This is a genomic window from Streptomyces sp. NPDC014870, from assembly GCF_043081505.1.
Lineage (GTDB): Bacteria > Actinomycetota > Actinomycetes > Streptomycetales > Streptomycetaceae > Streptomyces.
In genome coordinates, this window is the sequence record NZ_JBIBWQ010000010.1 from 237,728 (window position 1) to 251,085 (window position 13,358).

The 13,358-nt window shown below is 72.0% G+C and carries 11 protein-coding genes; 7 read left to right on the forward strand and 4 right to left on the reverse strand.

Features of this window, described 5'->3' with window-relative positions; translation table 11 throughout:
* Positions 1 to 2: 2 nt before the first annotated feature.
* Entirely contained in the window at positions 3 to 1,166 is a 1,164-nt protein-coding gene (locus tag ACF09C_RS27895; protein WP_392095360.1) for an ABC transporter ATP-binding protein, read from the reverse strand.
* Between the two features lie 152 nt (positions 1,167 to 1,318).
* Here ACF09C_RS27895 and ACF09C_RS27900 point away from each other — a divergent pair, with 152 nt between their 5' ends.
* The 6 genes from ACF09C_RS27900 to ACF09C_RS27925 all read left to right on the forward strand — a co-directional run bounded on the left by ACF09C_RS27900 (position 1,319) and on the right by ACF09C_RS27925 (position 9,771).
* Positions 1,319 to 2,776: a cellulase family glycosylhydrolase gene (locus tag ACF09C_RS27900; RefSeq protein ID WP_392095362.1), complete on the forward strand. Its 1,458-nt coding sequence runs from the start codon at positions 1,319 to 1,321 to the stop codon at positions 2,774 to 2,776.
* A gap of 95 nt (positions 2,777 to 2,871) precedes the next feature.
* A complete protein-coding gene (locus ACF09C_RS27905; RefSeq protein ID WP_392095364.1) occupies positions 2,872 to 4,170 on the forward strand; it encodes an alpha/beta fold hydrolase in 1,299 nt (432 codons plus the stop codon).
* A gap of 113 nt (positions 4,171 to 4,283) precedes the next feature.
* Positions 4,284 to 5,171: an SIS domain-containing protein gene (locus tag ACF09C_RS27910; RefSeq protein WP_392095366.1), complete on the forward strand. Its 888-nt coding sequence runs from the start codon at positions 4,284 to 4,286 to the stop codon at positions 5,169 to 5,171.
* Between the two features lie 238 nt (positions 5,172 to 5,409).
* On the forward strand, positions 5,410 to 8,043 hold the full coding sequence (locus tag ACF09C_RS27915; protein ID WP_392095368.1) for a P-loop NTPase fold protein: 2,634 nt from the start codon (positions 5,410 to 5,412) through the stop codon (positions 8,041 to 8,043).
* Between the two features lie 51 nt (positions 8,044 to 8,094).
* The gene (locus ACF09C_RS27920; protein WP_392095370.1) at positions 8,095 to 8,850 is read left to right on the forward strand and encodes a PIG-L deacetylase family protein; all 756 of its coding nucleotides are present in this window, start codon (positions 8,095 to 8,097) and stop codon (positions 8,848 to 8,850) included.
* Between the two features lie 87 nt (positions 8,851 to 8,937).
* Positions 8,938 to 9,771: an enoyl-CoA hydratase/isomerase family protein gene (locus ACF09C_RS27925; protein ID WP_392095371.1), complete on the forward strand. Its 834-nt coding sequence runs from the start codon at positions 8,938 to 8,940 to the stop codon at positions 9,769 to 9,771.
* Positions 9,772 to 9,784: 13 nt separating this feature from the next.
* On the opposite strand, the gene ACF09C_RS27930 is transcribed toward ACF09C_RS27925, so the two are convergent.
* The 3 genes from ACF09C_RS27930 to ACF09C_RS27940 form a co-directional block, all read right to left on the reverse strand.
* Positions 9,785 to 10,564 (reverse strand): VOC family protein, encoded by a 780-nt coding sequence (locus tag ACF09C_RS27930; RefSeq protein ID WP_392095567.1) that lies wholly within the window; start codon positions 10,562 to 10,564, stop codon positions 9,785 to 9,787.
* Positions 10,565 to 10,689: 125 nt separating this feature from the next.
* Positions 10,690 to 11,589, reverse strand: a complete 900-nt coding sequence (locus tag ACF09C_RS27935; protein WP_392095373.1) for an SDR family oxidoreductase — start codon at positions 11,587 to 11,589, stop codon at positions 10,690 to 10,692.
* A gap of 41 nt (positions 11,590 to 11,630) precedes the next feature.
* A complete protein-coding gene (locus ACF09C_RS27940; RefSeq protein ID WP_392095375.1) occupies positions 11,631 to 12,611 on the reverse strand; it encodes an NAD(P)/FAD-dependent oxidoreductase in 981 nt (326 codons plus the stop codon).
* Positions 12,612 to 12,687: 76 nt separating this feature from the next.
* Between ACF09C_RS27940 and ACF09C_RS27945 the strand changes: the two genes are divergently transcribed.
* Positions 12,688 to 13,350, forward strand: a complete 663-nt coding sequence (locus ACF09C_RS27945; RefSeq protein WP_392095377.1) for a helix-turn-helix domain-containing protein — start codon at positions 12,688 to 12,690, stop codon at positions 13,348 to 13,350.
* The last annotated feature ends 8 nt before the right edge of the window (positions 13,351 to 13,358 follow it).

The following is a 13,358-nucleotide window of genomic DNA, read 5'->3' on the forward strand; positions in this document are numbered from 1 at the left end:
CCTCACGCGTCCGCGACCGAGTCGAACTCCACCTCGTCGCGCGCCACGCCCTGCGCGTCCGCGTCCACCGAACGGCGCAGCGCCTCGTGGAGCTTGGCCGGGGTGAGGACGCCGAGGAAGCGCGTCCCGTCGAGGACGGCGACCCAGCCCGCGGCGTGCTGGAGCATCTCGCTGAACGCGTGCTTCAGCGGGGCTCCCACCGGAACCCAGGCCTCCATACGGCGGGCCAGGTCGCCGACCGTGCCCTCCTGGCCCGCGAGCGCGAGCGCCTCGGCCGCCACCCAGCCGTGCAGGTCGCCGTCGGCGCCGAGCACGACGGCCCAGCGCGCGTCGTCCGCGCGCAGCCGGGCGGCCGCGTCGGGCGCCGGCTCGTCGAGGCGGGCGACCGGCGGCTGCTCCAGGTCGTCCGGTTCGATCGTGGTCACCGAGAGCCGCTTCAGCCCCCGGTCGGCGCCGATGAACTGGGCGACGTACGGCGTGGCGGGCGCGCCGAGCACGGCCGCCGGCGTGTCGAACTGCTCGATGCGGCCCTGTCCGTACACGGCGATGCGGTCGCCCATCCGGACGGCCTCCTCGATGTCGTGGGTCACCAGCAGGACGGTCTTGCGCACGGTGGCCTGGAGGTTCAGAAACTCGTTCTGCAGCCGCTCGCGCACCACGGGGTCGACCGCGCCGAAGGGCTCGTCCATCAGCAGGACGGGCGGGTCCGCGGCGAGCGCGCGGGCCACGCCGACCCGCTGGCGCTGGCCGCCGGAGAGCTGGGAGGGGTAGCGGGAACCGTAGGTCTTCGGGTCGAGGCCGACCAGGTCGAGCAGTTCGGCGGCGCGGGCCCGCGCCTTGGCCTTCCTCCAGCCGAGCAGGGCGGGCACGGTCGCGGTGTTGTCGAGGATCGTCCGGTGCGGGAAGAGCCCGACCTGCTGGATGACGTAGCCGATGCCCCGGCGGAGCTTCACCGGGTCGACCGAGGCGATGTCCTTCCCGTCGACCAGGATCCGGCCCGAGGTCGGCTCGATGAGCCGGTTGACCATCATCATCGTGGTCGTCTTGCCGCAGCCGGACGGCCCGACCAGGGTGACCAGTTCGCCCTCGGCGACCTCGAAGCTCAGTCCGTCGACCGCCGTCGTGCCGTCCGGGTACACCTTGCCGACCTGCTCGAACCGGATCATGGACCCACGCTAGGAGGCGCTGCGGCCCGACGCACGGGGACGGGGCCACTCGGGGAGGGACTTGTCATGACCCTTGCGAGACGGTCGGCGCGGCTGCTATTTGTCTTTCGTTAGGAAAGTTTCCTTCCAATACCCCCGTCCGGGAGCCCCCCATGACATCGGCACGATCGGCACGTCTCCGGCTGCGATCCCTGGGTGCCGCCGGCACCGCCGCGGCCGCGCTCCTCATCGGCCTGGCCACCGCGCCCCCCGCCGCGGTCGCGGCCCCCGTCACCCACGAGGCGGAGAGCGCCACCGTCTCCCAGGGCGTCGTCGAGTCCAACCACACCGGCTTCACCGGCACCGGCTTCGTCAACTACGACAACGTCGCCGGCAGCTCCGTCCAGTGGAACGTCAACGCCGCCCAGGCGGGCTCCGCCACCGTGACCTTCCGCTACGCCAACGGCACCACCACCAACCGGCCGATGGACGTCGCCGTCAACGGCACCGTCGCCGCCGCCGGCACGTCCTTCGCCGGCACCGGCGCCTGGACCACCTGGGCCACCAGGACCGTCACGGTGAACCTCAGGGCCGGGGCCAACACCGTCCGGGCCACCGCCACCACCGCCAACGGCGGCCCCAACGTCGACCACATCAAGGTCGACACCGCCACCACCCCGCCCGTCACCGGCACCCCGGTCGAGATCAACGGGCAGCTCGCGGTCTGCGGTACCAAGCTCTGCAACCAGTACGGCAAGCCGATCCAGCTGCGCGGCATGTCCAGCCACGGCACCCAGTGGTACCCGCAGTGCCTGACCAGCGGCTCGCTCGACGCCCTGGCCACGGACTGGAAGGCCGACATCCTGCGCGTCTCCACCTACGTCCAGGAGGACGGCTGGGAGACCGACCCGACCAAGTTCACCAACCTCGCCAGCACCCTGATCGACCAGGCCACCGCGCGCGGCATGTACGTGATCGTCGACTGGCACATGCTCGACCCGGGCGACCCGAACGCCAACCTCGCCAACGCCAAGAGGTTCTTCACCGACATCGCGAACCGGCACAAGGACAAGAGCAACGTCCTCTACGAGATCGCCAACGAGCCCAGCGGCGTGAGCTGGTCCGCGATCAAGAGCTACGCCGAGCAGATCATCCCGGTCATCCGGAACATCGACGGCAACGCCCCGGTCCTGGTCGGCACCCGCGCCTGGTCCTCCCTCGGCGTCTCGGAGGGCGGCAGCGAGACCGAGGTCGTGAACAACCAGGTCAACGCCTCCAACATCATGTACACCTTCCACTTCTACGCGTTCTCGCACCGCGACGAGTACCTCGCGACCCTGTCCCGGGCCGCCGACCGCATCCCGATGTTCGTCACCGAGTTCGGAACCCAGAACTACGCGGGTGAGGGCACCGACGACTTCGCGATGACGCAGAAGTACATCGACCTGATGGCGAGCAAGAAGATCAGCTGGACCAACTGGAACTTCTCCGACGACCACCGCTCGGGTGCCGTCTTCAAGACCGGCACCTGCAACAGCAACGGTCCCTGGACCGGCACGTCGTCCCTGAAGGAGGCCGGCGTCTGGATCCGGGACCGGATCAGGTCCGCGGACGACTTCCCGACCTCCTGACCGACCCCTGGAGGGCCGCCCGGCCCTCGATGAGCCCCCCGCCCCGGTCCCTGTGATGGACTGGACGGGCGGGGGCGCATCGAACAGGAGCAGCGTTGACCAGCTACCGCCAGCCCGGCCTCGTCCTCACCGACCACCGCTTCACCGTCCCGCTCGACCACGCCGTCCCCGACGGCGAGCGGATCGAGGTGTACGGCCGCGAGGTCGTCGCGGGCGGCCGGGCGGGCGAGGACCTGCCGTGGCTGGTGTACCTGGAGGGCGGGCCCGGTTTCGGGGCCCGCCGCTTCATCGGCCCGCAGGCCTGGCTCGGCCGGGCCGTCCAGGAGTACCGCGTCCTCCTCCTCGACCAGCGCGGCACCGGCCACTCCACCCCCGCCAACCGCCAGACCCTCCCGCTGCGCGGCACACCCCGGCAGCAGGCCGACTACCTCGCGCACTTCCGGGCCGACGCGATCGTCCAGGACTGCGAGACCATCCGGAAGCGCCTCACCGGCGGCGCCCCCTGGACCGTCCTCGGCCAGAGCTTCGGCGGCTTCTGCGTCACCCACTACCTCTCCGCCGCCCCCGAGGGGCTGACCACCGCACTCGTCACCGGCGGGCTGCCCTCCCTGCACGCGGGCGCCGAGGACGTCTACCGGGCCGCCTACCCCCGGATCCGGCGCAAGGTCGAGGCGCACTACGCCCGCTACCCGCAGGACGTCGCCCGCGCCCGCCGGATCGCCGCCCACCTCCTGGAGCGCCCGGCGGCCCTGCCCAACGGCGGGCTCCTCACCGCCCGGGCCTTCCAGTCCCTCGGCATCCTGCTCGGCGGCGGCGAGGGCACCCACCAGCTCCACCTGCTCCTGGAGGAGGCCTTCGTCCCCACCGCCGCGGGCCCCGCGCTCTCCGACGCCTTCCTGGAGGACGTCCAGACCCAGCTCTCGTACGCCGGGCACCCGCTCTACGCCGTGCTCCACGAGGCGATCTACGCCCAGGGGCAGGGGCCGACCGCGTGGGCCGCGGAACGGGTCCGCGCCGAGTTCCCCGAGTTCGACGCGGAGAAGACCCTGGCCGGGGACGGGCCGCTGCTGTTCACCGGCGAGACCGTGCATCCCTGGCACTTCGAGACCGACCCGGCGCTGCGCCCGCTGCGCGAGACCGCCCGCCTGCTCGCCGAGCGGACGGACTGGGCTCCCCTCTACGACCCCGCACGGCTCGCGGCCAACGAGGTGCCCGTCGCCGCCGCCGTCTACCACGACGACATGTACGTCGACACCGCCCATTCGCTGGAGACCGCGCGCGCGATCCGGGGCCTGCGGACCTGGGTGACGGACGAGTTCGAGCACGACGGCGTACGGGCCGGCGGCCCGCGCGTCCTGGACCGGCTGCTGGTGCTCGCCCGGGGCGAGTGCTGACGTCGCCGGCCGTGCCCGTGCCGAAAAGTCCAAGCAGTGCGGCCTGATTGCTCATGGTGCTGCCGCGGCGCGGCCGGTAGAACTCCTCGGAGCACCGAGGAGAGGACCGGACCATGACCACCCACGTCAGTGCCGAGATCGCCGCCCAGCCCGACTGCTGGCGGCGCGCCGCGGACACGGCCGCCGACCACGCCCCGCTGCTGCCCCGCGCGGGCGAGCGGGTCGCCGTCGTCGGCTGCGGGACCTCGTACTTCATGGCCCGCGCGTACGCCGCCCTGCGCGAGTCCCTCGGCGCGGGCGAGACCGACGCCTTCCCGGCCTCCGACGAGACCCCGCTCGGCCGCGCCTACGACCGGATCGTCGCCCTCACCCGCTCCGGCTCGACCACCGAGGTGGTGACCCTGCTCGCCCGGGCCTCCGGCCGGGTCCCGACGCTCGTCCTGACCGCCGTCCCCGACAGCCCGGCCGCCCGGCACGCGGACCGGGTCATCGGCCTCGACTACGCCGACGAACGGTCCGTCGCCCAGACCCGGTTCGCCACCACCGCCCTCCAACTGCTGCGCGCGGGCCTGGGCGTGGACCTCGGCAGCTCGATCGCGGACGCCGAACTCGCCCTGTACGAACCGCTGCCGGCGGTCTGGGAACGGCGCGCCCAGTTCACCTTCCTCGGCGCGGGCTGGACGGCCGGACTCGCCGACGAGGCCGCGCACAAGCTGCGCGGGGTGGCCCGCGCCTGGGCGGAGTCGTACGCGGCGATGGAGTACCGGCACGGACCCATCGTCATCAGCGACCGCTCCAGCCTGGTCTTCTGCCTGGGGCCCGAGCCCGCCGGGCTCCGGGACGAAGTGGAGTCCACCGGGGCGCTGTTCGCCGCCGACGCCATCGACCCGGTGGCCGCCCTGGTACGCGCCCAGCGGCTCGCCGTCACGCTCGCCGCACGCCGCGGCCTGAACCCGGACCGCCCCCGGCACGCCACCCGGTCGGTGATCCTTTCCGCCTGAAGTCTCGCTTGACCTGCTGTTTCACGGGTGAAGCCCCCGGGAGCCGATGCGAGCAGTACACTCGCGCACCTCTCCTGGGGGAAGGAATCGCTCCATGCAGACGGGGTCACAGGCGGCAACAGCGACAGGTCCATTACTCGGTTGCGGCACTCCTGCCGAGCGTGCGGCATACGCACGGGCTGTCACGGCAGGTCTCGACTCCCTCCAGGTCCGACGACGCTTCGACGCCCGCCCCGGCGTGACCGCCGCCGCGGTGCTGGCCGCGATGGAGTCACCCGACGCGGTCGGCCGAGCCCTGGCGCATGCCGAGCTGTCGCTGGCCGACTATCGCGGGGCTGTCCGGGAACTCGCCCGAACGCGCTGGGCGCTCAGGCGCATGCGTGACGGGCTGGATGGTGATGTGTGGTCGGCTCTCACGTGGGTGTCCTGGCTCCTCTGCGTCGCCGCCTTCCTCTATCTGATGCAGCCGAGTTCCGCCGCGTTCCGGCCCGAACCGGCGGTGCTCGTCGGCGTGCTGGCCGCGCCGCTTCTGCCCTCGCTCGTCGCCTTCGCCAAGGCTGGGTCCAGGCAGAACCTGAAGGATCAGGTGGCCCTGATCAGGGGCATCAAAGCGCTGTTTCGCGCCGTCCTGAACCTCCGCGCAGCGGCGAAGCGGTGGGAAGGCGATCTGCGGGACAACGGAATTCCCCGAGCAGCGCTCGCGGTGATCGACGAGCTCATGGGAGCGGATCCGCACTCGGTGCTGCTGCCCGGACGCTATGACGGACTGCGCACCGGCACCGGTCACGATTGGGTGGTCGCCGGCGAGGCGTCTCGCCAACTGGAGGGGAAACTCTCCGCACTCGAAGGCGGAACGATTGCCGTATCCGGCCCTCGTGGGGCCGGCAAGACCACGTTGCTCCAGGAAGCCGCAGGCGAGAAGGACTTCGCCGTCACGATCCGCGTGCCGGCCGCATACCAGCCCTACGATCTGGTCTTCCTGGCGTTCGTCAAGCTGTGTGAGCGATTCCTCGCGCGTGAAGGCTTCGAAGCACCTCAGTTGGATCGGCTGTCCGGCTTTGTGCGTACCCGGAAGCGCGTGCGCCGCGCGTTCCGGAGCCTGAGACGCGGACTCTTCTTCGGAGTGCCGGCTGCGGCACTGGTGGCACTCGGAACTTTCGCTGCGATGCGGGCCTCCTGGGACAAGTACAACGTCGGTGTGCGCTCGTGGGCGGTCAGGGTGGCCGACTGGGGCACGAACCACGCCCAAGACATCTGGCACGGTCGAAACATCGGAGCGGGTCTCACCGTGACGCTGGCCGGCCTGTTCATCTGGCAACTGCGGAAATCCGCCACGTGGCGGCGAAGGCTCGTTCGAGGACCTGTCGCGCTGGTGCGCATCGCGGCGACGTGCCTCATGATCGGCCCGGTCGTGAGCCTCCCGTTCGACCCCGAACTCAATCGTCACCTCTCGAACCTGGAGAACCTGACGACCTTCGGCGAGGTCCAGGCGCTGTCGATCGTGCCGATGCTGCTCATGTCTCTTGTCGCGTTCTTCATCGCCATCCGAAGCGCCGGCTCTATGAAACAACGCCTGTGGCAGACAGCCGGCCTCGCGCTCCTCCTCCTGGCCGCCCTGACCGTCCTCCAGAGCGACACGTTCCAGGCGCTCTTCCTCGACTCGGAGAACCCTGTCCGCGTGGCCTGCTTCGTGGCCGGACTGCTGCTGTACCACGTCAGCGGCTGGAGAGTCAGACCGGAGGAACCCGGACTCGTCGCCAAGTGTCGCAACCACCTGTATCAGCTGAAGACGACGCAGTCGACCTCGGCCACGTTGAACATGGGCCTCGCGGGGGCCGCGGTTCTCGGCAGTGCCCACGCCTCCTCGCTGGCCAGTGTTCCCCCGAACTTCCCCCAGCTCGTCGAGGATCTGCGGGCGCGCCTGGCCGAGGTCGCGGAGTACGTGCACCTGCAGCAGGGGCGCACCATCATCTGCATCGATGAACTCGACCGTCTGGGGTCGGAGCAGCAGGCCCTGCAATTCCTCGGCGAGGTCAAAGCGATCCTGGGTGTTCCCCGGGTGTACTACCTCATTTCGGTCGCCGAGGATGTCGGTGCCGCCTTCGTTCGCCGAGGGCTGCCGCACCGCGATTCCACGGACAGCTCGCTCGACGACATCCTGCACGTGCAGCCCGGTGACCTCGCGCAGTCGATCGCCATCATGGGCAAACGTGCGAGCGACCTCCCCGAGCCGTACGTCCTCCTCGCTCACGCCCTCGCCGGAGGCCTCCCCCGGGATCTGATCCGATACGGACGCCGCATGCTGGAGATGCACGCGGAGATCTCCTCGGCCCAGCAATCACCAGCCGTGGAACTCAAGGAGATCTCCGGGCGGCTGATCGTGGAAGAGCTGTACGACACGCTGGCCGGCTTCCGCACCCTTCTCGCCAAGCAGCAGTGGACGCACGAGAACGCGGGCTGGCTGTCCAGCTACCGCATCGTGATAGACCACCTGCGTCATTCGCTCCTGGGCACCACGAACGAACTCATGGGAGCTCTGGAATACCTCGCCGCTTCGGGAGCGGTTCCACCGACGAGTGCTCCGACCGAGCCGCCGGAAGCTGCTCGGCAACTGATCACCGAGGCATCGGCATACACGTACTACGCGCTCACCCTGCTGCAGATCTTCCGCCCCGACGACTTCGAGGACCGACGCGTCCGCGCGAGTGCGACACCGGCGGGGCAGTTTCAGTACCTGGCCGAGGCCAGGCTCGAGTTGACGGTCTCTCCGCACAGCGCGCGGCCACTCATCGACGCGGCCCGAGGGGCGTGGAGCCTTCGGGTGCTCAGCAGCACTCTGCTACCCACCCGCGTTCCCCCTGCTCGGACCTAGATCTCCCCGGCCGCCGGGTCGGGCGCAGACCCGGCGCCGTATCCTGCGCCCATGATCGACGAGACGAGCACCACCGACCTGGCCGACATGCCCGACGACTGGCAGCGCGCGCTCGCCGTGGTCGCCCACCCGGACGACCTGGAGTACGGGTGCGCCGCCGCCGTCGCGGGCTGGACCGACGCCGGCAAGGAGGTCGTCTACGTCCTCGCCACCCGCGGCGAGGCCGGCATCGACACCCTCGCCCCGGCCACCTGCGGGCCCCTGCGCGAGCAGGAGCAGCGGGCGAGCGCGCAGGTGGTCGGCGTGTCGGCGGTGGACTTCCTCGACCACCGGGACGGCGTGATCGCGTACGGGCTCGACCTGCGCCGCGACATCGCGGCGGCGATCCGGCGCCACCGCCCGGAGCTGGTCGTCACGCTCAACCACCGTGACACCTGGGGCCCGGGGGCGGGCGGCTTCTGGAACACCCCCGACCACGTGGCCGTCGGCCGCGCCACGCTCGACGCGGCGGGCGACGCGGGCAACCGCTGGATCTTCCCCGAACTGACCGAGCGGGGCCTGGAGCCCTGGAACGGCGTCCGCTGGGTGGCCGTCGCCGGATCGAGCACCCCGACCCACGCCGTCGACGCCACCCCGGGCGCCGAACGCGCCGTGCACTCGCTGCTCGCCCACCGCGCCTACATCGAGGGACTCACGGACCAGGACCCCGAGGAGTACGTCCGCGGCTTCCTGGCCCAGAACAACGAGCGCTACGCCGCCCGGTACGGCGGCCGGCCCGCCGTCGCCTTCGAGCTGTTCTCCCGCTGAGGCGGAGGCGCCGCGGTCTTCCTCCCATGGCGCCGACCCCCTAGCCTGACCCTTCGCCTGACGAGCCGTCAGGGGAAGGGGTGCGCGGTGATCGACACGCTGGACAGGGAGATCCCGGAGGGTGAGGAGCGGCTCACGCTCGTCGTCGAGGACGGGGTCGGCGTGCTGACGCTCTGCCGTCCCGAGAAGCTCAACGGGTGGAGCTGGGAGGCCAGTCGGCAGCTCGGGATCATGGCCGACCGGATCCGCTTCGACGAGCGCGTGCGCGTCGTGCTGCTGCGGGCCGAGGGGCGCGCGTTCTGCGCGGGGATCGATGTCACCGCGCCCGGCGGCGGCATCACCGGGCGGACCACGGCCGAGAAGGCCCAGCGGTACGAGGAGGGCATCCGCTGGGCGCACGAGCGGTTCGCCCTGCTCGCCCGGCTGCCGCAACCGGTCGTGGCCGCCGTCCAGGGCTACTGCCTGGGCTTCGGCTTCGAGCTGGCCCTCATGGCCGACATCCGGATCGCCGCCGACGACGCCGTCTTCGCCCTCCCCGAGGCCGGGATCGGCGTCGCCGTCGACGCGGGCGGCGATCTGCGGATCGCCCGGGAGGCGGGCGCGGGCTGGGCCAAGTACCTGGCCCTCACCGGCCGCCGGATCGACGCGGCGACCGCCGAACGGCTCGGGCTCGTCCAGCTCGTCACCGGCCGCGACGAGCTGGCGGCCACCGCCCGCGAGACGGCTGCCGCCATCGCGGCCGCCGCGCCCCTCGCGGTCCGGGCGATCAAACGCGACATCGACGCCTACGCCGACCAGGGCCTGGCCGCCGCCCTCGACCGCACGGCGTCCGCCGCCGCCCTGACCCTCTCCTCCGCCGACGCACGGGAGGGCTACGCCGCCAAGGCGGCCCGCCGGACCCCGCGGTTCGAGGGCGGTTGAGCCACGCCCGGTACTACTGCTGCGGCGCGGGCTTCAGCACCGCGAACGGGGCGCCGAACGGGTCGGCCAGCCACGCGATGCGGCCCACGTCGGGGATGTCCGCCGCCGGCATGAGGACCGAGCCGCCGTTGCCCTGGGCCCGGGCGACGATGTCGTCCGCGTCGGCGACGGCGAAGTACGGAATCCAGCGGGCGTGGTTCCCGCCCTCCTGGAGCTCGGCGACACCGCCGAAGGAGGTGTCCTCCAGGTCCCCCTCGGCCGTGGACAGCACCCGGTACGTCATGCCCGGCGCATCCATCTCCTGCGAGCGCCAGCCGAACAGCTTCCCGTAGAAGTCGAGCGCGGCGCCGGGGTCGGGCACGTGCAGCTCGGCCCAGCACAGCGTGTTGTTCTCGGAGGTCCGCTGAAGCCCCTTCGTCGTCCCCGGCTGCCACAGCGCGAACTGCGCGCCCGCCGGGTCCGACAGCTGCGCCATCCGCCCGGCGTCCATGACGTCCATGGGCTCGGCGCGCACCGAGCCGCCCGCGCTCTCGGCGGCCTTCGCGGTGGCGTCGGCGTCGGGGGTCTGGAAGTACAGCGTCCACGCGCTGCTCGCCCCCTCCTCGGTCAGCGGACCGAGGGCGGCGACCGTCTGCCCGTCCTGCTGGAAGAACCCGTAGCCGCCGGCGTCCGGACCGGCCGAGGCGAACTCCCAGCCGAAGACGGCGGTGTAGAACGCCGCCGCGCCCGCCGTGTCCGGGCTGCCGAGGTCGACCCAGTTGGGCGAGCCCTTGGTGAAGTCCGTACCGAGCATGTGGTGTGCCTGCCTTTCGGTGTCCCAGGAGGTCCTTCCGGCCACCCTCGCCGATCCTCGCCCCTCGCCACCGCCCCCGCAGCCGCAGTCGCGCGGGTTCATCCGCGTGGACCAACCCACCCTCGTCACTCCCCGAACGGCCCCCGGCCCAGTTGCTCGCGGACCGGCACCACGGGATCGTTCACCAGAACGCGCCGCTGCCAGTTCGCGCCGTCCACGACCAGGGTGTGCCCGGAGACGAACCGGGCGTACGGAGAGGCCAGGAAGGTCGCCGCCCAGCCCAGCTCGCGCGGGTACCCGACGCGGAGCGCCGGCTGCCGGGCGTCCTGGAGCGGCGCCCGCGCCAGCGCGCCCCGGATGTCGCCCGTCATGTCCTCGTGCGGCATCAGCCCCGGAACAAGACCGTTCACCTGGATCCCGTACGGCCCCCACTCCACCGCCAGGGTCTCCACCAGGTTCTTCACCCCGGCCTTCGCCGCCGCCGAATGGGCGAACCCGGGGCCTCCGGTCCAGGCGTAGGAGGCACCGACGTTGACGACGGAGCCGGGGGTGCGCGCCGCGAGGTGGCGGCGGGCGAACTCCCGGGTCATGAACCAGGTCCCGGTCAGCGTGATGTCGACCACCGCCCGCCAGCCGTTCGGTGACAACTCCTCCGCCGGTACGGGGAAGTTGGCCGCCGCGTTGTTCACGAGCACGTCCGGCCGGGTGCCGAGGGAGCTCTCGCAGGCGTCGAAGGCCCCGGCGACCGAGCCGGGTTCGCGGATGTCGCAGACCGCCGTCGCCACCCGGGTCCCGGCGATCGCCGCAAGCTCCCGCCGGGCGGCCTCCAGGCGGGCGGCCGTCCGGCCGACGATCATCAACTCCGCCCCGAGGCGCGCGAACTCGGCACCGATCGCCTTCCCGAGCCCCGTCCCGCCACCCGTCACCAGGACGACCCGCCCCCCGTACGTCCCCGGCGGCAGCGCGCTCGCGCCGAGCGGGGGAGGGGCGGGCAGTCCCGGCGGGTCCGTCGCTTCGTCGGTCATGCCGCATCGATAGCGCGCCGGAGCCAAGAACTGAAGATCCGTCAACTCGCCTTCGGTGCCCGATGGCCGGCGGCCGCGACCTTGCGGTCCAGCTCCTCCGCGATCAGCTCCATGTTGATCGCGACACCGGCCCGGTAGCCACCGCTCGCCGCGTTGATCACCTGTTCCTGGGCGCCGATCGCGTTGCCGGCCGCCCACACGCCCGGCACGCTCGTCCGGCCTGTCTCGTCCACGGCCACGAAGGCGCCGAGCGGTGTCTCGCGGGTCTCGGCGCCCAGCGCGGTCAGCAGACCGTCCCTGGGCGTCATCCGCGTGCCGACGAAGAGCACGTCACGCTCCACGACCCGGCCGTCCGCCATCCGTACGCCGGCGAACCGGTCGCCCTCGACGGCGAGGCCGGCCACCTCGCCCTCGACCACCTCGATCCCGGCGGCCGCCACCCGCGCGGCCTGCTCCTCGTCGAGCGGCCCGGCCGTGTGCAGGAAGAGGGTCACGTCCGGGGACCAGTGCGAGACGATCAGTGCCTGGTGGGCGCCGAAGACGGGGTGCGCGAGCACCCCGAAGGCCCGGTCGCGGACCTCCCAGCCGTGGCAGTACGGGCAGTGCAGCACCTCCTGCCCCCACCGCTCGGCGATCCCGTCGATCGCGGGCAGTTCGTCGACGAGCCCGGTGGTGACGACGAGTCGGCGCGCCCGGAACCGACGGCCGTCGTCCACGGTGACGACGAACCCGTCGGCGCCCTCCCGTACCGCCGCCGTCACACGGCCCGCCGTCAGCTCCACCCCGTACGCGGCGATCTCGCGCCGTCCCGCCTCCAGGAACTCGGCCGGGCTCATCCCGTCCCGGGAGAGGAAACCGTGCATGTGGGCGGCCGGGGCGTTGCGCGGCTCGCCCGCGTCGACGACCAGGGTCCTGCGTCGCGAGCGGCCGAGGATCAGGGCCGCGCTCAACCCGGCCGCGCCGCCGCCGACCACCACGACGTCGTACTGCTCGGGTTCCTGTGTGTCCATGTGTGCGCTCATGAGGGGAGCGTCGCCCCGAGGTGGTGATCCCGACAAACATTCTTGCCGTTTCGGCAACCGGAGGCATGATGGAGGCATGACCGATCCCGTGACCGACCCAGCGACCGAACCGGCGACCGACTCAGCGACCGAACCCGTGACCGAACCGGCGACCGACACCGGCGACGAGCGCATCGACGCCGTCCTGAACGAGGTCGGCCCACGGCTGCGCCGGATCCGCCGCGAGCGCGGCGCGACCCTGGGCGACCTCTCCGCCTCCACGGGCATCTCCGTGAGCACGCTCTCCCGTCTCGAGTCCGGCCGCCGCAGGCCCAGCCTGGAGCTGCTGCTCCCCATCGCCCGCGCCCACCAGGTGCCGCTGGACGAACTGGTCGGCGCGCCCCCGGTCGGCGACCCCCGGGTCCGGGCCAAGCCGATCGTGCGCCACGGCCGCACGATGTTCCCGCTCACCCGCCAGCCGGGCGGCCTCCAGGCGTACAAGGTGGTCCAGGAGAAGCCGTACGAGCAGCCCGACCCCCGGGTCCACGAGGGGTACGAATGGCTCTACGTGCTCTCCGGGAGGCTCCGGCTCGTCCTCGGGGAGCACGACGTGGTCCTCGGGGCAGGGGAGGCGGCCGAGTTCGACACGCGCGTGCCGCACTGGTTCGGGCCCACGCCCGAGGGGCCCGTGGAGTTCCTGAGCCTCTTCGGGCCGCAGGGCGAACGGATGCACGTACGGGCCCGCCCGAAGCAGTCCTGAAGCCCGGG